Annotated in this window: 24 protein-coding genes and 1 pseudogene; 9 read left to right on the top strand and 16 right to left on the bottom strand. The window is 35.9% G+C overall.

Annotated elements, in window-relative coordinates; genetic code table 11:
• Nucleotides 1-142: 142 nt before the first annotated feature.
• Entirely contained in the window at nt 143-1924 is a 1782-nt protein-coding gene (gene aspS / locus Q4493_RS08420) for an aspartate--tRNA ligase (RefSeq protein ID WP_303451513.1), read from the bottom strand.
• A 165-nt stretch (nt 1925-2089) separates the two neighbouring features.
• Nucleotides 2090-4912 carry a transporter substrate-binding domain-containing protein gene (locus tag Q4493_RS08415; RefSeq protein WP_303451511.1) on the bottom strand — a complete coding sequence of 941 codons (2823 nt, stop codon included), beginning with the start codon at nt 4910-4912 and terminating at the stop codon, nt 2090-2092.
• A 137-nt stretch (nt 4913-5049) separates the two neighbouring features.
• Here Q4493_RS08415 and cmoA point away from each other — a divergent pair, with 137 nt between their 5' ends.
• Together cmoA and cmoB are read left to right on the top strand one after the other, a co-directional pair.
• Nucleotides 5050-5784: a carboxy-S-adenosyl-L-methionine synthase CmoA gene (gene cmoA / locus Q4493_RS08410; RefSeq protein WP_303451509.1), complete on the top strand. Its 735-nt coding sequence runs from the start codon at nt 5050-5052 to the stop codon at nt 5782-5784.
• Nucleotides 5785-5796: 12 nt separating this feature from the next.
• Nucleotides 5797-6759: a tRNA 5-methoxyuridine(34)/uridine 5-oxyacetic acid(34) synthase CmoB gene (gene cmoB / locus Q4493_RS08405; RefSeq protein ID WP_303451507.1), complete on the top strand. Its 963-nt coding sequence runs from the start codon at nt 5797-5799 to the stop codon at nt 6757-6759.
• A gap of 4 nt (nt 6760-6763) precedes the next feature.
• Here the strand turns inward: cmoB and Q4493_RS08400 are convergent, their stop codons facing one another.
• Complete coding sequence (locus tag Q4493_RS08400; RefSeq protein WP_303451505.1) at nt 6764-7558, bottom strand: ABC transporter substrate-binding protein; 795 nt, start codon at nt 7556-7558, stop codon at nt 6764-6766.
• Between the two features lie 148 nt (nt 7559-7706).
• Here Q4493_RS08400 and Q4493_RS08395 point away from each other — a divergent pair, with 148 nt between their 5' ends.
• Nucleotides 7707-9053, top strand: a complete 1347-nt coding sequence (locus Q4493_RS08395; protein WP_303451503.1) for an anti-phage deoxyguanosine triphosphatase — start codon at nt 7707-7709, stop codon at nt 9051-9053.
• Between the two features lie 129 nt (nt 9054-9182).
• Nucleotides 9183-9293 (top strand): annotated as a pseudogene (locus Q4493_RS08390) (patatin-like phospholipase family protein); the annotation flags it as partial.
• Between the two features lie 217 nt (nt 9294-9510).
• Here Q4493_RS08390 and Q4493_RS08385 read toward each other — a convergent pair.
• The gene (locus tag Q4493_RS08385; RefSeq protein WP_303451501.1) at nt 9511-10380 is read right to left on the bottom strand and encodes a LysR family transcriptional regulator; all 870 of its coding nucleotides are present in this window, start codon (nt 10378-10380) and stop codon (nt 9511-9513) included.
• Nucleotides 10381-10482: 102 nt separating this feature from the next.
• On the opposite strand from Q4493_RS08385, the gene Q4493_RS08380 reads away from it, so the two are divergent.
• Together Q4493_RS08380 and Q4493_RS08375 are read left to right on the top strand one after the other, a co-directional pair.
• Nucleotides 10483-11076, top strand: a complete 594-nt coding sequence (locus Q4493_RS08380; protein WP_303451499.1) for a LysE family translocator — start codon at nt 10483-10485, stop codon at nt 11074-11076.
• A gap of 210 nt (nt 11077-11286) precedes the next feature.
• Nucleotides 11287-12396: a patatin-like phospholipase family protein gene (locus Q4493_RS08375; protein WP_303451497.1), complete on the top strand. Its 1110-nt coding sequence runs from the start codon at nt 11287-11289 to the stop codon at nt 12394-12396.
• A 76-nt stretch (nt 12397-12472) separates the two neighbouring features.
• Here Q4493_RS08375 and Q4493_RS08370 read toward each other — a convergent pair whose 3' ends face one another.
• The 7 genes from Q4493_RS08370 to Q4493_RS08340 form a co-directional block, all read right to left on the bottom strand.
• Nucleotides 12473-12847 (bottom strand): VOC family protein, encoded by a 375-nt coding sequence (locus Q4493_RS08370; protein WP_303451495.1) that lies wholly within the window; start codon nt 12845-12847, stop codon nt 12473-12475.
• A gap of 59 nt (nt 12848-12906) precedes the next feature.
• Nucleotides 12907-14739 carry a protein kinase gene (locus tag Q4493_RS08365; protein WP_303451493.1) on the bottom strand — a complete coding sequence of 611 codons (1833 nt, stop codon included), beginning with the start codon at nt 14737-14739 and terminating at the stop codon, nt 12907-12909.
• Between the two features lie 177 nt (nt 14740-14916).
• Complete coding sequence (locus Q4493_RS08360) at nt 14917-16299, bottom strand: SLC13 family permease (protein WP_303451491.1); 1383 nt, start codon at nt 16297-16299, stop codon at nt 14917-14919.
• Between the two features lies 1 nt (nt 16300).
• Nucleotides 16301-17314, bottom strand: a complete 1014-nt coding sequence (gene nagZ, locus Q4493_RS08355) for a beta-N-acetylhexosaminidase (RefSeq protein WP_303451489.1) — start codon at nt 17312-17314, stop codon at nt 16301-16303.
• 144 nt (nt 17315-17458) lie between these two features.
• Nucleotides 17459-18079, bottom strand: coding sequence for a TetR/AcrR family transcriptional regulator (locus Q4493_RS08350; RefSeq protein ID WP_303451487.1), 621 nt, complete (start codon nt 18077-18079; stop codon nt 17459-17461).
• 298 nt (nt 18080-18377) lie between these two features.
• Entirely contained in the window at nt 18378-19343 is a 966-nt protein-coding gene (locus tag Q4493_RS08345) for a diguanylate cyclase (RefSeq protein ID WP_303451485.1), read from the bottom strand.
• A gap of 3 nt (nt 19344-19346) precedes the next feature.
• The gene (locus tag Q4493_RS08340; RefSeq protein ID WP_303451484.1) at nt 19347-20432 is read right to left on the bottom strand and encodes a response regulator; all 1086 of its coding nucleotides are present in this window, start codon (nt 20430-20432) and stop codon (nt 19347-19349) included.
• 154 nt (nt 20433-20586) lie between these two features.
• Here Q4493_RS08340 and tpx point away from each other — a divergent pair, with 154 nt between their 5' ends.
• Together tpx and Q4493_RS08330 are read left to right on the top strand one after the other, a co-directional pair.
• The gene (tpx, locus tag Q4493_RS08335; RefSeq protein ID WP_303451482.1) at nt 20587-21234 is read left to right on the top strand and encodes a thiol peroxidase; all 648 of its coding nucleotides are present in this window, start codon (nt 20587-20589) and stop codon (nt 21232-21234) included.
• 309 nt (nt 21235-21543) lie between these two features.
• Nucleotides 21544-21999: an Hsp20 family protein gene (locus Q4493_RS08330; protein WP_303451480.1), complete on the top strand. Its 456-nt coding sequence runs from the start codon at nt 21544-21546 to the stop codon at nt 21997-21999.
• A gap of 64 nt (nt 22000-22063) precedes the next feature.
• On the opposite strand, the gene Q4493_RS08325 is transcribed toward Q4493_RS08330, so the two are convergent.
• A complete protein-coding gene (locus Q4493_RS08325; RefSeq protein WP_303451478.1) occupies nt 22064-23002 on the bottom strand; it encodes a hypothetical protein in 939 nt (312 codons plus the stop codon).
• A 49-nt stretch (nt 23003-23051) separates the two neighbouring features.
• Complete coding sequence (locus Q4493_RS08320) at nt 23052-23840, bottom strand: alpha/beta fold hydrolase (RefSeq protein WP_303451476.1); 789 nt, start codon at nt 23838-23840, stop codon at nt 23052-23054.
• A 149-nt stretch (nt 23841-23989) separates the two neighbouring features.
• Between Q4493_RS08320 and Q4493_RS08315 the strand changes: the two genes are divergently transcribed.
• Nucleotides 23990-24778: an SDR family oxidoreductase gene (locus tag Q4493_RS08315; RefSeq protein ID WP_303451474.1), complete on the top strand. Its 789-nt coding sequence runs from the start codon at nt 23990-23992 to the stop codon at nt 24776-24778.
• A gap of 29 nt (nt 24779-24807) precedes the next feature.
• Here the strand turns inward: Q4493_RS08315 and Q4493_RS08310 are convergent, their stop codons facing one another.
• From Q4493_RS08310 to Q4493_RS08300, 3 genes are all read right to left on the bottom strand, one after another.
• The gene (locus tag Q4493_RS08310; protein ID WP_303451472.1) at nt 24808-25179 is read right to left on the bottom strand and encodes an MGMT family protein; all 372 of its coding nucleotides are present in this window, start codon (nt 25177-25179) and stop codon (nt 24808-24810) included.
• Complete coding sequence (locus tag Q4493_RS08305; protein ID WP_303451470.1) at nt 25173-25853, bottom strand: SDR family oxidoreductase; 681 nt, start codon at nt 25851-25853, stop codon at nt 25173-25175. Before Q4493_RS08305 ends, Q4493_RS08310 begins: the two co-directional genes overlap by 7 nt.
• A 177-nt stretch (nt 25854-26030) precedes the next feature.
• Nucleotides 26031-26432, bottom strand: a complete 402-nt coding sequence (locus Q4493_RS08300; protein ID WP_303451469.1) for a hypothetical protein — start codon at nt 26430-26432, stop codon at nt 26031-26033.
• Nucleotides 26433-26478 lie beyond the last annotated feature (46 nt).

The raw sequence follows: 26478 nt of genomic DNA, 5'->3' as shown, positions 1-26478 counted from the left end.
TAAATTCCTTTAGCGTCACTGAAAGGTCAAAGATATTCATTTTTCATACCTTTATATCAAGTAGAAAAATAATCTGCCATTAAAAAAGCAGTAAATATTTACATATTTACTGCTTTAAACGTATAGATAACTAGGTTAACAACTATTCAGCTGTAGCTGTTTTTTCTTCCGTTTGAATGCGAGTGATCCCTAATTCCTTTAACTGTTCAGGATTTGCATGGCCTGGTGCATTAGTTAATGGACAAGCCGCGGTAGTTGTCTTAGGGAATGCCATCACATCTCGAATAGAACTCGCGCCTGTCATCAACATCACCAATCGGTCTAAACCAAAGGCTAAACCAGCATGTGGTGGAGCACCGTACTGAAGTGCTTCAAGTAAGAAACCAAATTTCTCTTGTGCTTCTTCGTCACTGATACCTAAAATTCTAAACACAGCAGCTTGCATATCTTGATTATGAATACGCACAGAACCACCGCCTAACTCACAGCCATTTAAAACCATATCGTAGGCATCTGACAATGCGCCAACAGGGTTGGCTTCAAGCTCTTCCGCGGTTAAGTTTGTTGGTGCGGTAAAGGGGTGATGAATCGCGTGCATATGGCCGTCAACTTCTTCAAACATTGGGAAGTCAACTACCCATAATGGTTTCCACTCACCTTCAAGCAGATCTAAATCTTCACCCAACTTAAGACGTAAAGCACCTAATGATTCACTTACAACATTGTAGTTATCGGCACCAAAGAAAATAATATCGCCCGTTTTAGCATTTGCACGTTCAAGTAATGCTTTAGCCGCGTCTTCAGACAAAAATTTTAAGATAGGTGATTGTAAACCTTCCATGCCGGCATCAATATCATTCACTTTTAACCAAGGCATGCCTTTAGCACCATAAATGCCAACGTATTTCGTTAATTCATCAAGCCCTTTACGAGAGAATTTCGCAGCACCTTGTGGCACACATATAATAGCAACACGGCCTTTTTCGTCATTTGCAGGGCCTGAAAATACTTTAAACTCAACATCTTTTAAAATATCTGCCACATCAACAATTTCTAATGGGTTACGTAAGTCTGGCTTATCACTACCAAAACGAGACATCGCCTCAGAATATGGCATACGTGGAAACTCACCTAAATCAACATCTAACATGGTTTGAAACAATTCACGGATCATTGTTTCTGTCACTTCCATCACTTGATCAGAAGACATGAAAGAGGTTTCAATATCAATTTGCGTAAATTCTGGTTGTCTATCGGCACGTAAATCTTCATCACGGAAACATTTAACGATTTGATAATAACGCTCCATTCCCGACATCATCAACAATTGTTTAAATAATTGTGGCGATTGCGGTAAAGCGAAAAACTGTCCTTTATGCGTACGACTTGGCACTAAATAATCACGTGCCCCTTCAGGTGTTGCAGCAGTAAGAATCGGGGTTTCAATATCTAAAAATCCTTGCGACTCAAGCGAAGAGCGAACCGCTGAGGTTACTTTGGCACGAAAACGCATACGCTCGGTCATTTCAGCACGGCGTAAATCTAAATAACGATACTTTAAACGCTGCTCTTCAGAGTTAGTTTGGTTTGAATCAAGAGGCAATGGCGCTGACTTATTTAAAATAGTTAGGTCTAATCCTAATACTTCAATGCCACCCGTTTTCATATCTTTATTGATTTGTCCTTCAGGACGAGCACGTACTTTCCCTTTAATTTGCACACAAAATTCGTTGCGTAAGGTGTTGGCTTTTTTGATCACATCAGGTAAATCTGGATCATACACAACTTGAACTATGCCTTCACGGTCTCGTATATCTAAGAAGATAACAGCGCCTAAATCGCGACGTTTGTTAACCCAACCACATAATGTTATTTCTTGACCAATGTGAGATTCATTCACCTCACCACAATAAAGACTGCGCATACTCGTTTTGCCTTGATATTTCGAGAATTTAGCGACCGATAATTCGCTTGATTCTATTCGGATAAAATTTTGCCGACATTATAAAGCAATCAAGATTAATGTCACCAGTATTCACGATGAGATGTTAAAAAACCTAATTACGACATAGAGCGCGACGAAACAAGCTTAAGAACTAAATACATAATGATTTTTACCCGAAGCTTTTACTTCATACATTAATCGATCCGCCTCTTTTAATAAGTCGGTTTCAGTTTTAGCATCGCCGGGATACATTGCAATCCCAATACTACAACCTATTTTCGCTTCAGCGATAGAAAGCTGAAATGGTTGTTGCATCAGTTTTAGTACTTTTTCTGCGATAAAAGCGGCCTCATTTTGGTTATGAAGCCCCGTCAGTAATAAGACAAATTCATCTCCACCAAATCGTACGGTTGTATCAGACTTTCGTACACATTGAGATAATCTATCAGCCACTCGTTTTAATAATTCATCGCCAACATCATGACCATAAGTATCATTAATGGCTTTGAAACCATCAAGATCGATAAACAATAAGGCCATTTTTAACGACTGACGTTGGTGAAAGTTAATCGCCGTATTAATTCTGTCTTTTAACAAAACACGATTTGCTAGCCCAGTGAGTTCATCATGAGTTGCCATATGCTTCATTTTTTGTTCAAGCGACTTTCTGGTTTGTATTTCAACATATAAACGTCGATTCCACACGACAATAACAACAATAACGGTAATAATGATCACCCCAATTTGGGCTGATAACCTCAAAACAGTATCTTTATCGAATCCGGTTTCTAAATTAATACCAAACCATTTTTCATAAATAGTTTGTCGTTCACTTTCTGAAATACTCATTAAAGCTTTATTAAAAATACTAGTGAGTTCTGGCCAATCTTTACGTATGGCAAAGCTATTTTCATCAATTTTAAATTCATCAATCACAGACATATATAATGTCATTAAACTTTCACGGCGAATTAACTCAGAGGCTGAAGCAATATTTTCGATTAAACCTTGCACGGAACCTTGTTGGACCGCTTGTATGCCCTCTTCGTGATCATCAACTAGTGTTAAAAGAATACTAGGATGCTCTTCTTGGATAACTTTCGCTATTTGATAACCTTTAACGATCGCTAACTTTTTCCCGTAAAAATCTTTTAACTTTAAGCCACTTTTTTGTTGTCGTTGATGAATAACAACCCATGGCATATCCCAATATGGCACGGAGAAAGAGAGCACTTTTTTTCGTTCAACCGAAGCTGAAGCGCTCCCTAAGATATCCACTTCTTTATTTAACAACCCTTGGAACATATCGTTCCAGTTGTCATAGGTCTGAAAGGTAAAATTCACGCCGGTTCTTTGACTAATTATCGCCAAAATATCGGCATTAATGCCTTTAACGTCACCGTTTTTATCGACAAATTCTACTGGGGGCCAACTTTTATTGATACCAACTTTAGCAGTTTTTATTTTTGCTCTAAAGGCTCTTTCATCTGTCGTTAGCTGAACTTTTTTAGCATTAACTTTGTAATAACCTTCATCGGTATTCAATAACCAATGTTTTTCTAATTTAAGTATTTCTTCAGGTGGAAGGATTTCAAAACCTTCTTTAATTATTTCAACTAAACGTGCGTTTTTCTTTTGTGTAAGCGCAAATATTTTGGTTCGAAATGGACTGGTTGCTAAACTATAAAATGATGACTGTAAATTTGCCTGAACTAATTGTTCTCGAGTGGTTTCTACTGCACCGACAAAAGCATCTATCTCATCCTGTTTAATCGCATTTAACATTTCACTATAGTTTTTTAAGAAAACCAATTGAAGGTCTGGATAATTTTTCTGTACCTGTTCAATATAAGGTGCCGAAATAAATATCCCCAAACGTTTACCTTCAAGCTGAGCAAGCTCTGTTATATTTGGAATATTATTAGAGATATAAACATTTGATGGCACCTCATAAACTTGCTGTGCTAAGGTCAAATGATCAATGGAGAGTTGGTTGTTGGGAAATGCAATATGTGCGTCAATACCCCCTTCTTTTATTAACTCAACCGCTTCAGACATTTTTTCAGGAATAAACTCGACAGCTAAACCCGATTGTTTTGACCATAATCGCCAAATATCAACAAACAATCCTTGAGCTTCCCCCGTATTAGATACCCCCATATAGGGTAACAAATTAGGGGTGTATGCCAGTAACAGTTTATCTGAGCTTTTATTAAAGCCTAACCACTTTTTCTCTAAAACAGCACGTTCTTCAGAGGTGATTTTTTCCATTCCTTGTTTGACAAAATTAAATAAGCTCTTATTTTCAATGGAAAGTGCAGAGACATATTCATCCTTATTTAATAATAGTCGCCGATAAGTTGGAAACTGTGTCAGTAATTCTTTTCTTCGTTCATAGTTTCGAAATATTCTGTCTAAAATACTAAAAGCGGCAACTTCACCGTTAAGGGCACCATCAAATAATGCGAACCTATCTTTATACTCTCTCAAAATAAAATTTGGGTTAATCTCTTTGAGTTTTTCAATATGGCTTGAGCCTTCAACCACCCCAATAGTAAACGGCATTAATTGAGAGATATTGTCTATATGATTATAATTTCGATGAATGTAAATGTTACTTTTTTGATTAAAAAAGGTCGGTGTAAAAGTAAATTTTTTTGCTCTATCGTCAGTTTTTACTAGTCCTGCATGAATGTCCATTTCTCCTTCACTCACCGAAGCTAACGTTTCTAACCAGCCCATAAGAACAAATTCAATTTCAACATTTTGTTTTTTTGCCCATAACTTCCAATAATCAACCATAATGCCATCAGGCTGACCTTGTTGATTTTGAAAGTGGAAGGGGAATGAATTTTTATTAACGGCTATTTTTATCGGTTGTGGTATTTCTGGCTCAGTTTGAGCGAAGACATTGCTACACAAAAATAGTGTAATAAAAATTAAAAACGTTAAAGACCAATATTTCAAACTTAACCCCTGCTCATGGTTCTATTGATAAGTATTTTGCATAAATACTTTGCTCATCGTTATATATCCGTTTTATTGATCACTGCTTTTCAGTTAAAATACCAATCACTTGTATTTTTAAACAATGACTTTACGCTATGCCTCGTTCAGAAACCGATTTAATTTTTTCAAACAAACAAAGTAAAGTGAAAGATTTTACTTTTGATGCACAAGTTGTAGAAGTGTTTCCTGATATGATTTCACGTTCAGTGCCAGGCTATAATACTATTATAGAAACGATTGCTCAATTAAGTCAGAAATATGTCACTAATAATTCAAACATTTATGATTTAGGATGTTCCTTAGGGGCAGCAACGCTTGCAATGCGCAAAGGTATTAAAGCAAAAAACTGTATTATTATAGGTGTTGATAACTCTCCTGCCATGGTTGAACGCTGTAAAATGCATATCAATGCTTTTAAAGGTGAAACCCCTGCAGAAATAGTGGAAGGAAATATTGTAAATTACCCTATTGAAAATGCTTCAATGGTCGTACTGAATTTTACCCTACAATTTATTGAGCCAAGTCAGCGAGAACAAGTGATCAATAATATTGCTCACGGCTTATTGCCAGGAGGCGCATTGGTTTTATCAGAAAAACTATCCAAGGACGATGAAGTATGTCAAAGCTTGTTAACTGACTTACACCATAACTTCAAACGTGCAAATGGCTATAGTGATTTAGAAATCGCTCAAAAACGTACAGCACTAGAAAAAGTAATGCTCACAGATACGATTGAAACTCAAATAACGCGATTGAAAAACGCCGGTTTTACGCATGTAACGCCTTGGTTTCAATGTTTTAACTTTTATTCTTTAGTCGCCATTAAATAAGTAGTTACATCAATGAATTTTAATACTTTTTATCAAGAAATCGCTCAAAATCGCTTATCCCATTGGTTAAATACTTTACCCGCTCAACTTACTCATTGGCAAAAACAAGAGCTTCATGGTGAATTTCTACAATGGCAAAAAACACTGGATGCCTTGCCCAAAACAACCCCCTCTAGCATTAATTTGCAAGATGGTGTCATTGTGGGTGAAAAAAACGATATTAATGAAGGCGAATTTAAACGCATAGAAAACTTATTAAGAAAATTTAAACCGTGGCGTAAAGGGCCTTACCATATTCATGGCTTACATATTGATACTGAGTGGCGATCTGATTTCAAATGGGACCGCCTGCTTCCTCATATAAGTCCATTAAAAAACAAATATGTATTAGATATAGGCTGCGGTAGTGGTTATCACTTATGGCGTATGCGAGGTGAAGATGCAAAATTTGTTGTTGGCATTGACCCTACCCAATTATTTTTTACTCAGTTTAACGCCATACAGCACTTTGTTAATGACAACCAGGTTCACTTATTACCCTTAGGTGTTGAACACTTGCCAGAGCTAAATGCCTTTGACACTGTATTTGCTATGGGGGTTTTATACCATAGACGCTCACCCATTGACTTTTTGTATCAGTTAAAAGCACAACTGGTGAAAGGCGGTGAATTAGTGTTAGAAACATTAGTGGTTGATGGGGATGAAAATACCGTATTAGTTCCTGGTGAGCGCTATGCGAAAATGCGCAATGTATGGTTTTTACCTAGCTGTGATGCCATGTGTGCATGGCTATCACGTTGTGGTTTTAGCAATATTCGGGTTGTAAATACCGATGTTACAGCGCTTGGCGAGCAACGTAAAACTGACTGGATAGACACAGAATCTCTCGAAGATTTTCTTGATCCTATCGATCAGTCAAAAACAATTGAGGGTTACCCAGCACCGAAAAGAGCTATTTTTATCGCTAATAAATAATCTTTTAATTCAAGTGGTTATCTACCACCAATTGATAACTACCATTTTCTTTAATTGTTTCAATACCATTATCAAACGTCTCTTTTAATTTTTTAGATTTAAACCCCACTGAATAGGGGCGTTCATTAAAAATATAATGGAAAGTAAATGGTTTATTAAATAGCGCATTTTTTTGTGTTTTAACAATGTACTTAAAAATATTAATATCAAGAATAATGACTTCAGTTCTACGTAAAAACAATAATTCAATTTGTTTCATTTGATCGGGAACTTCTCGATAATCCATAGAATAGGCAATAGCACCTTCATAATCTTCACCGAGAAATTTCTTAGCATTTTGAAAAGCAATAATGCTTTTATCTGACAGGTCAGATATTTTATCAATGGTAAAATTATCTTCAGCAAGGCTCACCGCTACATTCTGATAAATAATATAGGGTTTTGACATAAAGAGTGCTGGGTGTTCGTAACTTGGCGGCAAAGTAATAATGCCGTCAGCATTCATCCGACGAAATCCTGTAAGGTTGCGCCCTAAAGGCATAGCGTTAAAATGTACACTCAGGTTTTCACTAGCAAAGGCTTCTCTGATCAGATCGAGTTGTAAACCTCGCTGTTGATCTTCAAGAATGAAAGGAGGTTTTGCTAAACCAGTGATTAACTCTAAGGTTTGATTATCTAATAACCGTTCATTTGTAAAAACTTTTTTACTTTCAAATGCTTGATTTGTATATTCTGCTGCACTACTTAACAATGGAGCGATAAAAACGAAACAACAAATTATTTTATATAAAGACCCCATTTACACCCTTGCTTTTCTATAACTTTCAACAATATATCGTTTGTTACTAACAATAAACTAAGTAAAATGTTAACGTGAAAGTTAAGAAACTATTTGCGACAACACTTGAAAAGTTTAGCATGTATTTTACTAATATATTAGGTCTGCTATGAATAATATCTGGTTAACGAGACAATTTACTAAAGTGGCAACACGTCGACAAGATCACCGTAGCCCTTTCCAGCGAGATAGAGCAAGAATTCTTCATTCTGCCGCTTTTCGTCGACTACAATCTAAAACTCAAGTCATGGGCAGTGGTCAAAGTGATTTTTATCGAACCCGTCTAACTCATTCATTAGAAGCAGCACAAATTGGCTCTGGTATTAGCGCTCAACTGCGCGATAAATTTCCAGAGCTTACGGCCAACTTATTCCCAGAAAATGACACCTTAATAGAAGCCATTTGTTTGGCTCATGACATTGGTCACCCCCCGTTTGGTCATGGTGGTGAAGTGGCTTTACATTATATGATGCGTGACTTTGGCGGTTTTGAAGGTAATGGTCAAACGTTCAGAATTGTTTCAAAACTAGAGCCTTATAGTGAAAATTACGGCATGAACTTAGCTCGCAGAACCTTGCTTGGTCTAATGAAGTATCCACAAACAATTGATTGCTTATCATCTGCAGCGCAAGTAAAAACATTATCGTCTCACCGTCAACTAAAAGCAGCAGACTGCCATCCGCCAAAAGGATTGTATTTAGATGATTTAGCAGGATTAAATTGGGTACTTTCTCCGTTAACCTCTGAAGATAAATCATTATTTCAACAAACGACTCAACACAAAAACAAACACAACAAAACTCTTTATAAATCAATTGATTGTTCAATTATGGAGCTCGCTGATGATATTGCCTACGGCATTCACGATTTAGAAGACGCTATTGTTACAGGTGTTGTTAACCAAAATGACTTTGAAGAACATGTCGTTAAGCAACTTAAAATGCTTGATGACGAATGGTTAAAGGAAATCAGTGAAACGTTAACCGAGCAATTATTTAGCCAACAACATCACCTACAAAAAGAAGCCATTGGTGGATTAGTCAATTATTTAATCACTGAAATTGTCTTGGTTGATCTGAATGAAATTGACGGTATCAATTTTTCAGAGCCGCTATTAAGATACAATGCCCAGCATCCTGATATTGCCAAAAAAGCACTGCAAATATTTAAAGATTTTGTCTTTCAATTTGTTATCAAACAAACCGCGATTCAACAAGTTGAGTATCGAGGTCAACAAGTCGTCATGGAACTTTTTGAAGCACTGGCCTCTGATCCTGAAAGATTGTTACCAACCAATGCTAAAGCACGTTATTTACGAGCGAAAAGTGACGGGACTAATTGTCATCGGGTTATTGCAGATTATGTTGCAGGTATGACAGACGATTATGCCACTAATTTGTATCAAACCTTATTTGTGCCAAGTAACCAAAGTCATTATCGTTGGTCAAACCTATAGTTTGCCATCAATTTTTTCATCAACGATAAGTCCGCGACCTTAAGTCAGTGAAAATAAGTCAGTGAAAATAAGTCAACGAAAATAAAAACAAACAGAATAAACCATTTTAAAAGAGTAATAACAGAAATTATGCTTGATATTTATGCAGGTTCACACGCCTTAAAAACCATTCAAGAACAAGGCTTTTCTCAACAATTGTTTACTTCTATGTTAGGCGCCAGCGGTGGTCCGAAATGGTTTGTTTTGAAAAGCTAAACACTGATATTTTATAATAATCATTGAGTCTTGTTATTAATTGCCCTTCATAAAATTATTCTTTGAAAAAGTGAAATTAAGTGTAGATGATAGCCAAATTTGCCAGCATTGCGGTCATTCAAGTATTATAAATAACTCCATTTTTCCTAAATGGTATTTGGTTGTGTATTAAAGAAATAACGTAGTTTATCTATAAGATTTTTCATTTTAAAAAATCTAATAAACGTTTCGCACTGCTATTTTGAAAAACATTACTCGGCCAAACTGCGTATAGGGGAATCGGTTCAACTTGCCAGTTTGGTAACAATTCAACTAAAACATTACTTTTTATCTCTTTTTCGATTAAAAAATCAGGAGGAGTAGCTATACCTGCGCCATTTATACATAGCTGAGTCATAGCTTCAACACTATTCACACAGATATTACTTTTAAAACCAATTTCACATTTTGCTCCCTCAGAATTTATTAAAGTTCTGTAATTCGGGAGCATATCTAATTTTATCCAATTCCACTTTGTTAAATCATCAGGATAGATAGGTCTTTTATTTTCTTTCCAATAATCATAAGAACAAACTAGTTTTCTATTAATTTCTCCAATTCGTTTAGACATAAGGCTACTGTCATCCATTTCGCCTGCCCTAAATGCTAAATCAATGCCTTTAACAATAAGGTCTTGTCTATTGTCGGTATAAAATAATTTAAAATTCAAACAAGGGTGTAATTTGCTGAATTGAGATATTTTTTTACTTATCTCCGATTTGATTAAGGCTGAAGGTAGGGTCAGGGTTAAAGTACCTCTTAGCTCTTGCTTATCTGAAGTTATTTGGCTTAATCCTTGATGTGCAGCTTGGATCATATTTAAAGCATACTGATATAACACAGTCCCTTCAGATGTTAACGACAAATGTCTAGTCGACCTGTAAATTAAAGCCGTACCTACAGATTTTTCTAATTGAGTAACTTGATAACTAACGACTGAAGGTGAAAGTTTAAGCGCTTTTGCAGCAGCTCGAAAAGAACCCTGTTTTATCGTTTCAGCAAAAATAGCTATTGATCGTAATTCATCTATCATTCGTTTTATTGTTAAAGAATTTAGAACAGTGATACTTAATTGTAGCACCTTATCCAAGTAATAAAGTAGATATATAGTTTATAAAAAAATATAGGAAAAGTTATGTCGTTATTTATCGCAATGTTTTCATTCTCATTAGCTATGTCAATATCTCCAGGGCCTGTGAATATGGTTATTGTATCTTCAGGTGCAAGCTACGGAGTACGTAAAACATTTTCATTCGTTTCAGGTGGAACGATTGGTTTCACATCACTGTTGTTATTCATTGGATTAGGTTTTTCTAATGTTATTAATTTATATCCAAGCTTTCTAAAATACTTAGCCGTTGTTGGGGCACTATTTATTGTTTATATGGGCTATTTAATTATGACTTCAATACCAGAATTAAATATAAAAAAACAGAAACAACCAACATTTATACAAGGCTTTCTATTGCAATGGTTAAATCCTAAGGCATGGATAGCCTGTATGGCTGGCGTTTCTTTGTTTTCCTTACCCAATAGTCATCAAGAGTTTTTAACCTTTTCATTGATCTATTTTTTAGTATGTTATTTATCTCTCTTCTCTTGGTCTGTAATAGGAAGTAAAGTAGCAATACTTTTAAATAGCGACTTTAAATTAAAGCTTTTTAATCAATTAATGGGAGGTCTTTTGATTGTGACATCGTGTTTCTTACTTTACTCGCAATTTAATTAGATTCATCAAAATAATCTTAACGAGTTTATTAGAGTTTTCTAGATGTTATTCTGGTACGAACATGAATTACCTGAATAGCATTAAAAGTTAACTTCAAATTATGAAATCTCTATGGCAGCTTTGAGCTTTTAGTTGTCATTGGTTCATTTAATCCACTATTATATTCTCCAAATTCACATTGCTAATACTTAATAAGGTTATATAGCTTTAATGATCGAAATTTACGCAGGAAAAACCGCCTTAAAAACCATTCAAGAACAAGGCTTTTCTCAACAATTGTTTACTTCTATGTTAGGCGCCAGCGGTGGCCCGAAATGGTTTACTTTGTTCGGACTTGATAAGTATATATTTGGTGAGTTTTTTCAAGAAAGAACCACACCATTAAACTTAATTGGATCATCAGCTGGCGCTTTTCGTTTTGGGGCGTTAGCTCAAAAAGATCCCATTGCTGCAATTACTCGGCTAGCTAAAATTTATAGTGAAACGGTTTATAGCGAAAAAGCTGATGCTATTGAAATTACCACAAAAGCAAAAGCCTTATTAGACGCTGTTTACGGTAATCATGGCATTGAGGAGATAATCAACAACCCGATCTTTAAAGCGCATTTTATTGTAGCAAAATGCCAAGGGTTAACGAGCTTTGAAAGTAGGCCATTACAGTTTTTAGGCTTATTAAGCAGTATCATTTTTAATCGCATTGATCGAAACTTATTAAAACATCAATATCAACGTTATGTATTTCATCACCCAAACAGCCAAGTAAAACTCACCGACCATTGTCAATTTGACACTTTTTATCAGCCATTAACCTTGAGTAATTTAAAAGATGCCTTGCTTGCTTCTGGCTCCATTCCTATGGTGATGCAAGGTGTCAAAGATATTCCACATTCACCAAGTGGCATGTACCGAGATGGCGGAATTATTGATTATCATTTTGACTTAAACATCGAAGAACAATCACCTAAAATTAGTGCTTCTGATAGTAATTTTTCTCATAACCAATCAGCAAAAAATGACGGTTTAATTTTATATCCTCATTTTAATGCGCAGCCAAAAGCAGGATGGTTTGATAAAAACTTAGCCCGTAATGTGCAAGAAAATCACTATAAAAATGTTGTGATGTTAGTACCGTCTGCGCAATTTGTTGCATCACTCCCCTTTGGTAAAATCCCTGATAGGAAAGATTTCACTGAAATGGACGCTCCTACCCGTATTAAATATTGGCGTACGGTTTTAGCGGAAACGGAACGTTTAGCAGAAGGTTTTGATGCTTTTTGTCAGCAAGCGAATATCAATCAAATAAAGCCTTTTAGCTTTTGATTGAAAGAAAAGAAGATAAAATAACGCACGACCAAAGGTAAACGGAAACTGTTCAGTACCGTTTACCTGAAGTTTTTTAAGCTTTTTGATAAATAGCACAAACCGCGCCGGCGGGATCTTTAATCACCGCATATTTATCATCCCCCATAGATTTAATTTCAGTGACCATTTCACCGCCGTTGGCTAATACTTGAGCCACAGATTCTGTGACATTTTCCACTAAAAAGTACGGTAACCAAGCGGGAGGCAAATCAGCATTACATCCTTGTGCATGACAAATGCCGCCCACCGCTTCTCCAGAGCTTGGCGACATAACGGTATGGTCATTATAATCGCCCATCGACACAGCTTCACTTTGCCAACCAATGACCTGTTGATAAAAGTCTTTTACTTGTTCAGCATTATTAACGGAAAGGTCGAGCCAAGCCATTTCACCTATTTTGTCTGCCATATTTTTCTCCATTTGGTGATGAGTGCATTAATCTTGATGTCAAAAATAAATATAGTCGTTTATTTGTTTGTTTTAAGTTTAGGGTTTGCTGGGTAAAACTTTTCCGGCAATTTATTTATATGTTCAAAAAAACGAGTATCTTTATAGGGTAATTTCATAAATCCAGAAATTCCCTGACCATTGATAGTCGGTAAAAGTTGCAATATTTCAGCTAAACATTGCCTAAATTCTTGCTCTTTATCATGGTTTAACAACATCAAATAGCTATGGATTTTTAAGTGCGTGGGTAACACTTCAAAAATAATACAACCAGTATGATGAATTGAGTTTAATCGAGTTAAAACCGTCATAATTTCATCCGGCAAGTATAAATACTCATCAGGATCTTTACCGTCCTCAAAATAAGAATGCAATTTGGTAATGTCATCAACTTCTGGTACATCACTGATATCAAAGTGAATTTTTTGCCCAGGCGTGATGGTAAAGGGTGAATTTTCATCTTCACGTTCAACATGTAAAGTATTACGAGCATTAAACAAGCAGCTTTTAAAAACACCAACTCGAAAAATACCTTGCGCGAGCCTTATCATATTATTAACCGCACTTTGAAAAGAGGTTTTCAATGATTGGTCAAACATCGTTAAATTTGAATCAATATAAACGCCTTCTTTTTCCCAACGAATGGCCAAGCCACCCACAACAGGAAAATTACCTAAACGGCTGACCGCGGCAACAAAGGCTTTTTCGGTATCTCCCATACCCATTAAGTAATTTTTGTAATACTTTTCTAGCTGAGCATCGTCAATATCAGATAACGAATCGCTGTCGCTTTCTTCACGTAAAAAAGATTTTCGTGAGCCATAAACGACTGTGTCTATTTCTTGTTTTGCTGTTTTTATCCACACAGGTATTAATGGTTTAATTTCAGGTTTTGTAGGTGTACTTGCCAAAACTGTGTTTTTTAATAAGTTTAAATGATTAAAAAAATAATCCCCCGCTTTGCTACGCTGTTTCGGATCATCACTGAGCATTGTTTCAATAATTTTTGCTAATGTTTTAGGCAACCCTAAGGAACTTGGGGTGATAACGTTGTGACCATAGCGGCATGATTGGCCAGACGCTAATGCGTATAAAGTTGCAGCTAAGCCTTGCTCATCAAAACGCGGCGAAGATAAATCGCCATTCATTTGCTCAGGGCCAATAAAATAAACATCACCTAAGCGTGCGTTGGAATTTTGTAAATCACTGCTCATCAAATCCATGACATTATTGGACGTAGTGTTGCCGCGGATATCAAGTTGTGCAGTGACCGCAGAACCCCAATCAACTAAATACACTTGTTGGCTCTCTTCATGGAATACCACATTAGACGGTTTTATATCTCCGTGCACATAAGGTTTGCCTTTTTGATGCAAAGACGTATCGCGCAAATACAATAAGATATCGGCTAATTGTAAGGCGATATGAACGATTAATTCCGGTGGCAATGGACCATGTAAATGAGAATATTGCTCTAAATTAATACCTGGTGCACGCGCCATATGGACAATTGACTGTCGCTTAATTTTATAATATTCGATGATTTTAGGAATTTTAGGGTGCGCTAACTGCGCTTGAATTTCAGCCTCTTCAGCAAGCCTATCTTGAACATGCTGTGGTAAATTAATACGAGAGAATTTAAATACTTGTGCTAAACCATTACTGTTTTTACCACCAAACACAAAGCCAAAAGCGCCTTTACCTATAAGAGAGATGTCTGTAAAGCCTAATAACTTCAACTGTTGTTGACATAAATCCACCCATTTTTTAAGTTTTGTGGCATCTTTATGGCTCAATAAATAAATTGATTGTTCTTCAGCAATGTAAAAATGTTGCAGTTTATGTTTACCCACAAATAAACCTTTTCTTTTTTTTCATCATCAATTTTTTGTCATAAAATCGTCATACAGTTTCGATATTATGAACACGCTTAATTTATACTCGTTGTTAAATATATCTCCCCCAGAGATTATAAAATGTAGTTTATGCCTTAATGTTAACAAGTTAACACTAAGGCATTTTTTTTATCTTTAAGACAATAATAATAAATAGCAAGTGACTGCCACGATACAAGACACTATAAAGCTTAAAATCGCCCCTTCTTTCACCATATCTTGAATCGTAATTTCACCTGTACCATAAGCAATGGCATTAGGCGCGGTTGCCACTGGCAGCATAAATGCACAACTTGCACACATAGCTGCAGGGATCATAAAAACACTTGGATCGTAACCAGAAGCTACAGCGGCAACGGCTAAAATAGGCATTAATAAAGTAGCGGTTGCTGTATTACTGGTAATTTCAGTTAAATATGTCACCACTAAACAAATCGTTAAAATCATTAATATGGCTGGCAAGTTTGCCAAAGACGTTAACCAATCACCTAATATAGTACTTAAACCTGAAGCAACAAATCCTTTGGCTATAGCAATACCGCCCGCAAATAATAACAACATTCCCCATGGGATCTCTTTAGCTGATTCCCAATCAAGTAACCTTGAACCTTTGCCATTAGGGATTAAAAACATGATAACAACCGCTAAAAGCGCTACGGTACTATCACCTGCTATTTCTACACCAAATAAGTCGCTCCAACCACCAAAAGGTTCACTACGGGTTATCCATGCTAAGGCGGTTAAGCCAAACACCCAAAGTGTTCTGCTTTCTTCTTTTCGCCAAGCGCCTAATGCAGGTAATTCAATTTTTTGCGCTAAGGTAATATTTCTCGTTAACCAAAACGCCATAATAGGTAACACGATTAGCACAATAGGGACACCAATTTTCATCCAACTTAAAAAACCAAATTCCTCACCGGTATGCTCTTCATAAATCCCCATAAAAATTACGTTTGGTGGAGTACCAATCGGCGTACCTATACCGCCAACGCTTGCCGCATAAGCAATACCTAAAATTAATGCGACTTTTAATTGGGGATTATTAACGTGGGTTAAAATCGCAAGCGCAATAGGCAGCATGATAAGGGTTGTTGCGGTATTAGAAATCCACATACTTAATATGCCTGTTGCTAACATAAATCCTAGCACTAAACGCTTCGCACTACTGACACCAACAAGTTTGACCATATAAACGGCAAGACGATGATGCGTACCACTTTTTTCAATGGCTTTTGAGAGCATAAATGCGCCCATTAATAACAAAATAACGTGACTTCCTAATGAAGAAGCGACGGTTTTATGATCGACAATACCAAACAAAGGGAGTAAGGCAAAAGGCACCAGGGACGTTGCAGGAATAGGAATAGCTTCTGTCACCCACCATAAAACCGTTAGTAAAGTAATAGCGGCGGCAATTGCTGGTTTTTCAGCTAGTCCGAGTTGTAGCAGTATAAAGTAACTAAAAACGGCAATTAAAGGTGCTGCAACAATCATCAAAGAGTTATTAATTTTCAACATGCTATTTTTCTCGCATTAATAGTTGCTGATTGGCTTGAGATAACGCTTGCCACATTGGCTGCTGTTGCATAGCTTGCCATGAGATATCGGTAGTTTTTAACATGGAGGTAATTCGTTTTTCACTCGTTGAATCATGAACTAATTGAGCGTTATCAATAACCTTTATCAAAGCTTGACGATTATTGCATAACAACAACATGTCGCAGCCGGCATCTTGTGCAGCTTCAGAACGCTCAACATAACCACCAATAGAATTTGCAGCTTCCATCGATAAATCATCACTAAATATCACACCATTGAACTTGAGTTGATTACGTAAAATATCTTGTAACCAAATACGCGAAAAACCGACAGACTTGTTATCAATATCAGGATAAATAACATGTGCGGGCATTAAGGCATCGACAGCGTTTGCAGCAATTAATTGTTTAAAGGGGATTAAATCTTGGGCAGTTATATCGGCAAAACTACGATTATCTATCGGTAAGTCGACATGAGAGTCCGCTTGCACACTACCATGACCAGGAAAATGCTTGCCTGTTGCTTTCATACCAACTGATTGCATACCTTCAATAAAAGATTGCGCTAAAGGAGTAACAATTTCAGGTTGCGAATGAAAACTACGTAGTCCAATAACTTCACTAATACCATTAATATCGAGCACAGGCGCAAAGCTAATATCAATACCAATCGCTTGTACTTCTAGTGCCATTAACGCACCACTTTGTTTAGCAAGTAACTGGGCTTTTACGATATCTTGATCAGCATAATCCAGTAGTTTTCCCATGGCAGGAATAATAGAGAAACCATCACGAAAGCGTTGTACCCGCCCTCCTTCGTGATCAACCGCAATTAATAAGGGCTTATTAGCTGCAACACGAATATTGTTAACTAAATCAGCAAGCTGCTGGGGAGATTGAAAATTACGTGTAAATAAAATCAAGCCACCAATGAGAGGATGACTCAAAAGTTCTTTATCTTCTTCGGTAAGTGACGTGCCGAGCACGTCCATCATGATAGGACCCATAAAAACGATTCATATTTCTTTGTTATTTTATAGGAAGTAACTCTACCCAATTAAGCTTAAATAACATAGTGATGATTGAATAATTTATCGTTTTATCATTTTGTAAACAATCATGAGGTTAGATAAATATTCTTATAAAGGAGCGCCAACTCCAGCAGCAACAAACGGGATCACTTTACGAATAACATCTGAAATATCAACATCTTGTTCAAAATCATTTTTAGCAATATCCATTAACGCATCACTTGACGACATAGTAAAAATAACGGTCCCCATGGTGAAATGTAATCGCCAAAAGATATCTTCGGCTGAAAGTTCTGGATAAGCGCGCTGAACCGCAGTCACAAAATTAGTAATAACTTCAGGGTATTGGGTAGTTAAAAACCAACGTAAAAAGCCTTGGCTGTCGGTATAACCTCGCCCCAATAGTTGTAAAAAATTACTGGTGCCATTTTCTCTAAAAACATTTAAGGATAAAAGCGGGTCAATAAACGCCGAAAACACTTCATTTAACGAAGGTTTAGTTTCTTGTTGGCAAATAACGAGTAAAGAAGCTTGCAAGTTAGGTGATAATTCGTTCATATAACGAGACATCACCGCTTTTATTAATTCTTTTTTAGAACCAAAGTGATAATTGACCGCCGCTAAATTCACTTCCGCTAAACTGGTAATTTCACGTAATGATGTACCGTTAAAGCCTTTATCAGCAAACAAACTCTCAGCTGCATCCAGTATTTTATTTTTAGTGCTCATAAGCCATTACTGCCAGTTTTTTTCTTGATTAATACTGACAGTTTAAACAAGCGTTTAAAATAACGCAACCAAGTAAATTGATACTGTATTCTTGTAGTAAGAACAAGGGCATTACGCACAGCCCACATAGTCTTCATTGATAATATTTCCTCACAATAAATGCGATATGAACCGTCAAATAAAACACAATAAAAAAGACCTGCTATTTATATCAACAGCAAGTCTTTAAAAACAACAGCCATATACATTTAGAAACTAGCTGTTTTATCAATATACATTTATGAATATGCTTTATTAACTAGCCTTGTTTTGGGTGTAGTGATACTTTATTTCGTCCATCTTCTTTTGAACGATACAAAGCAGCATCGGCGCATTCTATCCATGCTTCATAGCTTTTTATACTGTCATCGACTTCAGCAATTCCTAAACTTATCGTATATTTGATGTCAATATCATTATATTTAACGTCTGAATTCTCAATCTCCGCGCGTAATCTTTCGGCAAATATAGTAGCGTTATCTAATGTTGTATCAGCCAATATAACGGCAAATTCTTCACCACCATAACGACCGGTTACATCCGTCTCTCTAACATGATCTCTAATTTTTTCAGAAATATCACGAATCACTTCATCACCAACTACATGACCATACTTATCGTTAACATTTTTAAATTTATCAATATCTATCATCACTAAACAACTAGGGTTGTCACTGCGTTTCCAACGTTTAAATTCATTTTGTAAACATTTTTCCCAATGCATTCGATTAAATAATTGGGTTAAGCCATCGGTTTGACTTAACACTTCCAACTCACTATTTGCCTGCTCTAAGTCTTTTTTATGCGTAGCATTATCGGTAACATCATAAACAATTAAACATAAGTGAGTAACCTCACCGGTTGATGACATTAATGGGATAAATGTCGTATTTTGATACATATAATCGGCGGTACCAGTGATCGGACGATAGTTTTGAAACTTAAAAAGATAAGGCCGTTGCTCCCAGATAGTAAACGCTTTATTTTTCAACATGAAAACAGATTCAGACTTTCGTACAAACCATTCTTTGGGTATTTCAGGGAACATTTCAAAGAGTTGCTTTCCTTTTACCTCTCGAGGTAATAACCCACTATGGTTTTCCATAAAACCATTCCAAATTTGAATATTATACTGACGATCTAACACCACTAAACCAACATCTATGGTATGGAGCATTTCCATCAACCAATGTAATTCATTAATTTGATCTGTTTCTAACGACATAAATTAATCCAGTAAATAAGCAATTTTATTGTTTAAAGTAATCATTGATGTTTCAGTAAAAAGTAACAACAAATCACATTTTATCGGATAGTTCTCAATGTTATAACTGATCTCTATCGCTAATGTTCGTTTCCATTTAGTTGAATTTGTAGCTATTAATTCAGAAATTTTCCTATGTTGACCTAATACGACAGGATGACCTTGGCTAAAGGTCATATCTAACTGCTCTGAAACACCTTTTAAACAAGCGCCAATAAGCAAGTTAGCCATATCCATTAATAATTCGAGCTCTGTACTTTCATCAACTTCATATTGATAATTCATTAGAGAAGCAACATCTTTAAAGCTAGAGTCATTTAAAATCAATAATGCTTCACCCGAAATACCGGCACCAATAAATCCTTGGCAAATACCAGAAGTACTTTCATACTCTTCAACAGCCGACAATGCCATGCTTAACTCACTCACTTCAATGAGATTAACATTCGGAATAGGAAGAACAACAAAGACATCTAATAAACGTGCCAGTAAATCACCTGCTTGCCCCATGGCGACATTGGCAATTTCTTGATAACAATCTCGTAAATCAGCATCTAATTCGACAAACTCACATTCAGCCTCTTTTATCACTTCAGGAGGGCTCACAGGTTCAGTCATAGGTGTTAAGCTAACTTTTTCTTCCAAAACGGTATTAACAATCGGCTCAAATGACATTTCATCAGTAGAGAAAATGCCATAAGCTTTTAATATATCTGTTAATTTATCTTTATTAACCGGCTTTTTAATGAAATCAAGTGCTCCCATACTGGTAACACGTTGATGAGCTTCTGGCTGAATATCACCTGATATTACAACAACCATAGTAGGTAAATCTTCTTTGACTATCGCTTCTAATACTTGATAGCCATCCATTTCAGGCATATTTAAATCGAGTAGTAAGACATCACCTTTACCGGCTTTTATCAACTCAATGGCTTCTCTTCCATTCGTTGCAAAGCTAATATCAACATCCCATCCGTCAGGCAGCGATCTTGCCACCTGTTTACGTGCCATATTCGAATCATCACAAATTAATAAGGGGGTCGACATAAAATCACTCTAATATTTTCGCATTAAAAACAACGATGTTTTATAAAAAAACATACTCATAATAGTACGTAGTACTTTATAACAATAGGTAATAATTAAAAAAAAAACTATTTTATGGCTATTTTTTTTTGCCAAGGTTAAGCTTTATTTACTGATGACTAAATTTCTCACTTTTTTTATGAAACTAACTCGATATTTTGTTTTAATCATTGTAAATTTATTATTTGCTTTCAATGTACTAGCAAATACTGCCTCGACTAATTCCCTACCTGAAACAAATAACCTGGTCATGGCCGGTGAAAAGTTTATTACTTTATTGGGCAATCAAATAGCAATTGGTGATCAAGCCCCAAACTTTAAAGTAGTTAACGGTACTTTTTCGCCAGTGACTTTAGCTGATTTTACGAATAAAACCTTGCTGATTTCAGTAGTTCCTAGCTTAGATACTGGAGTTTGCTCACTGCAAACTAAACGATTTAATGATGAAGTTAGCAATTTCTCTGACGAAGTCGTCATGCTAACCATTAGTAACGATTTGCCTTTTGCCCAAAAACGTTTTTGTAAAAACGAAAATGTCGAAAAGGTTCAAGTATTATCAGACGCAGTGTGGCGTGACTTTGGTAGTCAATATGGTCTTTTAATTAAAGATATGGGTTTATTAACTCGAGCGATCATTATTATTGATAATCAAGGTAAAGTTTCCTACAAAGAATTAGTTAAAAATATCTCCAATCATCCTAACTACGATCTTGCGCTTTCAGAGTTGAATAAATTAACTTCAGTAACTCAACCTCAACAATAATATCGATAGGATGCACTGAAGGAAATATAACAGCCTTCAGTGCATCAAATGAAAATCATTAAAAATCAATAACTAACAATTAATTTAAAAATAAATGCTTTTATTTCCTTGAAATAAATATTCTTGTCCTTATCTATTTAATTGTAGTCGCCGACAGGGGCTACCACTTAAACCGCCTGTTCATTTTGAAAGGCACAATTTATTGTTTAATACACGCAAACATGTTTAGTCGCAACAGAAGTTGGACAACGAACATCAAGTTATTAAGCAAATTAACAGCATATTGCTAAATTAAATAGGATATGAATTATGCGTACTAATACAGATTTCAGCCCACTATACCGTTCATTTATTGGTTTTGACCACTTAGCTGGTTTAATTGACAAAGCATCAAGAGCCGATAAACAATCGTCTTACCCTCCATACAACATTGAACTACTTGCAGACGATCAGTATAGAATAACTATGGCTGTCGCCGGTTTTGCGGAAAACGAGTTAGAGATAGAATCCAAACAAAACAACTTAATTGTTACAGGCAATAAACCTACAGAAAAAGATATATCTGATAGAAAATTTTTACATCAAGGCATTGCAGAACGAAATTTTGAACGGAAATTTCAATTAGGCGATCACGTTAAAGTCATTGGTGCTTTTATGGAAAATGGTTTGTTACATATTGATTTAGAAAGAGAAATACCCGAAGCATTAAAACCAAGAAAAATTGCCATTAATGGTAAAAGCTTGCTAACAGGTAACTCTAATTAACACCTAAATCGACATGTTTCTCCCTTATTTTGCCCGGTTTGTCACCGGGCTTTTTTATTCAATTTTATTGAGATAACTGCTTGAATAACTTTGCATAAGCCCCTTTCAAGTCTTTCGAGTCAACCTTTTTCAATAGCACTTTTACATTACTGCGATTATTCATTCGTTGATAAATATCTGCCATATTGAGATAAGTTTTATTTACTAGGTTTTGATTTCGCGCATTTATCCCTTCAGTTAAAGAGCGATTAAAATATTTTAACGCAACATCATAGCTTTCTACAAACAGATGAGAACGTGCCACATTAAAATTGGCGATTGCTTGTTTATTCTTATTTTCAGTCATCTCTGCCCATTGTAAGGCTTTAAATCGATACTCTTGATGCTTGGTATGATCACCTAAATTTAAAGCAAAATGTCCTAAATTGGTGAACAATTGATATTTGAAATTAGCATCAGTGAAATGATTAAATTTTTTATCTAAGCCTAGCAACATCTCATAACCTATTTGATATTGCTTCAAGTAAAGCAGCATATTCGCTACTTTTATTAATTCAAATGGTTTCGGCCAATCCTTGTTTACCGCCAATAGTAAATCTTTCGCCTCATTAAAATAACGAGAAGCTAACTCTGGGTTTCCTTTGTATTGAATTATTTTGGCATTCAAAATATAGACATAAATTTGAAATTTTTCAGGTAAGTCTTGCTTTGAAATAACAGGTAAAAGTATTTGTTCTAAATCTTCAATTCGCTCTAACGCAAATAATGCCTCTAGTTGATATAGTTTATAGGCATACCATAAGCGACTATATTTAGGTGTTTCTTGCAAATATTGCGGTATTAAAGTTAAACAATCATCATAAGAAGATTCACAAATTTTATGAATATTTATTGGCAATGGATCAGTATTTTTACTGTTAGATTCAGCTTCAATATTTAACGAGAGTGCGAAAGAAATAGCGAATATAGCTAACTTTAACAAAGTAGAAAAAGACGTGTTCATGTCGACACTTTAGCATTCAATATCTTCGAAAAGAAGCATTAATATGAAATCACTTTCCTTGATAAATAAACGAAGAAATGAAAGGGAACATTAACTGAGGATGACTGATTGGCGCCATATGTCCGGCATCTACCTCTTCAACAGTAACCGAATCAAGTGCATCAACTATGGTATGACTTAACTCTTTACTAACTTGTTGCGTGTACTTTCCGTACATTACTAAACATGGACACTGGATATTTTTAAGATTAGCAATAGTATAGGTTTCATGAAAAATACCGACAAAGTCTAATTTTACTTTTTCGAACTGAGCGGCCATTATTGTTTGAACTTTAATGGGTAAGTTTGCATAAAAGCCAGTACCATTCCAAAAATCAACAAAAGTTTCAGTACCTTTGCTGTTTTCACCCAACGCAATTTCATCAGCAAATTTTTTTACATGAGTCGCAAATTGCTGATGTTCATTGTTAGTTGACTGCGCTAACAAATGAAATGCTACAGGCTCAAATAAAGCTAAACTGAGTAATTTATGAGATTGCTCAACCGCTATTTTTAATGCGATAGCGCCCCCACAAGAGTGCCCTATCAAATGAAATTTTCCATTTACATTGACGCTATCAACAATATCAATAATTCGAGAAGCTTCAACCTCAAAATTATACTCAGCCACTTGCGGAAAACTCGCATTACCATAACCCAATAAATCAATATTGATGCAAGTGAAGTTTTTACTGAGCTCATTCGCTAAACTAGCCCATTGTTTGGAGGAGCTTAAAGAGCTGTGAAGAAACACAACCATAGGTCCTTTTCCAGAAACAGTAAAACCTTGATCTAGCATGTTAGAGCGCCATAAATAAATTTTAACTAGCTTAATAAAGGATCTGACACCTGTCAAAATAAATCATCATAAAATAAAATATATTTGTTAGATCATTCATCTCGTTTATGTGATTAAATAAAAAAATAGACAACCAATAATAAAATCTTATGAACATTAATTTATCTTCAAAAAACGCCTTGGTGTGTGGTAGTAGTCAAGGAATAGGTAAAGCATGCGCTTTAGAGCTAGCAGTGCTTGGCGCTAACGTAACCTTGTTTGCGCGCAATGAAGCTTCTTTAAAAGCTGTGCTAAGTGAATTAGACACAAGTAAAGGCCAGCACCATCAAATCTTGATAGCTGATTTTAGTCAACCAGAGCAAGTGAAACAGGTTATCAATCATGCCGTGAGTGAAAATAAAGGATTTGAAATATTAGTAAATAATACCGGAGGCCCAGCCCCCGGACCTGCTAATTTAGCTGACAGTAATGCCTTTGTTGACGCGTTTAATTTACATTTAGTCTCTAATCATCATTTAGTACAAGCATTACTCCCATATATGAAAAATAAAGCTTACGGTAGAATTATTAACGTGATCTCTACATCTGTAAAACAGCCTTTACCTAACTTAGGCGTTTCCAATACTATTCGTGGTGCCGTAGCAAGTTGGGCTAAAACCTTAGCGTTTGAGTTAGGCGAATTTGGTATCACGGTAAATAATGTTCTGCCTGGCGCGACAGCAACAGCTCGTTTAGACGCGATTATTCAAGGAAAAGCAACTAAACAAAATATCACTTTTGAGCAAGCGACTATCAATGAAAAAGCACAAATCCCGATGCGTCGGTTTGCTAAACCTGAAGAATTTGCCGCCGCGGTTGGTTTTTTAGCTTCTCCTTCAGCGGGTTATATTACAGGTATAAATTTGCCAGTAGATGGCGGGAGAACCTCAAGCTTATAGTGATAAACACGCTTAAATACATAGAAAATTTAATAGGTCAGTTTAAATAATAATTCAGACAAATCAGGTTGCCATTGAAAATTCGACAACTTGATTTTTGCCCCTATAACAATGATTTGTTCTTCTTGTAATAAGCCTTTTTGAGTTAAAAAGTATTCACTGTTGAGCGGAAAAGAAATTTTTCCCTGGGCATTAATCACTCGATACCAAGGAACAGGTTGTTTATCCCAACCTGTTTTAGGCACGGCTCCCAATGCTTTGCCAACCAAACGTGCTCTACCGGGTAAACCCGCTAAATCCGCTATTTGTCCATAGGTAGCAACTTTACCTAAAGGGATCATTTGAACGGTTCGCCAAATACGAACATACTGGGGCTTGTATGATTTTTCTTCTGTTACCAAGGAAGAATTTGTCCATTGGAATGTTTAAAAACGCCAGATTCTTGCATCGATAAATCGAGAATTAAATTAACTAATTTACCAGCAGACTCATCAGCACTTATATCGCCACCATGATTAACCATTTCCGTTTGAACATAGCCTGGATGATAAATTCCCACCGCGACGTTTTCGCTCGCTAAATCTTTTGATAAAGACATAGCCGCAGCATTGAGTGCAGCTTTTGACATTCGGTAACCATAGCGACCTCCAGAACCATTATCTGCAATAGATCCCATACGAGAAGTTATCATTGCCACCTTACTACCTGGAATAAACTGCTGTGCTAATGCATCAACACAACGTAAAGGAGCAATGGCATTTACTTCAAACTGCTCACGCAGGGTTGCAATATTTAATGAGCCTAATTGCTCATCGCGTAAAATACCTGCATTACAAACAAGAATACTTATAGTGATATCTTTTAATGCTGTTGCCATTGCAGTGATTCCCGCATCAGTTGCAACATCTATACCTGGAATAACATGCAAATTTTCTGTTTGTTTGGACAAGGTGTCGAGTTGTTCTGAAGACTGACGACATAATGCATATACATTCATTCCTCGCTCAGTAAATATTTTACTCATTGCAAAACCAATACCTCTGTTTGCACCTGTAATTACAACGTTTTGACTCATAACTCGCTACTTTTTTTGATAAATTTCAACATATTTTAAACAATAATACCTGAAACTTTAATGAATAATTGAAAGTGATTATCTTCAATGAAATTGAAAAAATAATAAATAGTTTAAAAAACGAAAAAGCCACAATACTGTGGCTTTTACTATACGAAACTTATTTGACGATAATATTTATTTACCTTCGCCACATTTACTTTTTTTATCTTTGTTACTTTTTTTACCTTCGCCACACTTGCCTTCGCCGCATTTTCCTTTCTTAGCTTTTTTCCCTTCGCCGCACTTGCCTTCGCCACATTTTCCTTTCATGGCTTTTTTCCCTTCACCACACTTGCCTTCTCCGCATTTTCCTTTCATGGCTTTTTTCCCTTCGCCACACTTGCCTTCACCGCATTTTCCTTTTTTATCTTTTTTCCCTTCGCCGCACTTATGTTCTTTAGCATGGTCATCAACGATAGTAACAATGTCTTGAGATTCAAACGGATTCGATTCAGCTTTGGCTGAAAGACTGACTAACGAAGTTAAAGCAAATGCACTTAACATTAACACAACAGCTGATTTTTTAATTATATTCATATTGTTTTCCTTTATATTGTAAACTTAGACATTATATCTAGTATGA

The organism is Colwellia sp. 1_MG-2023, from assembly GCF_030546755.1.
GTDB lineage: Bacteria > Pseudomonadota > Gammaproteobacteria > Enterobacterales > Alteromonadaceae > Thalassotalea_H.
This window is presented reverse-complemented; position numbering and strand designations above follow the sequence as displayed.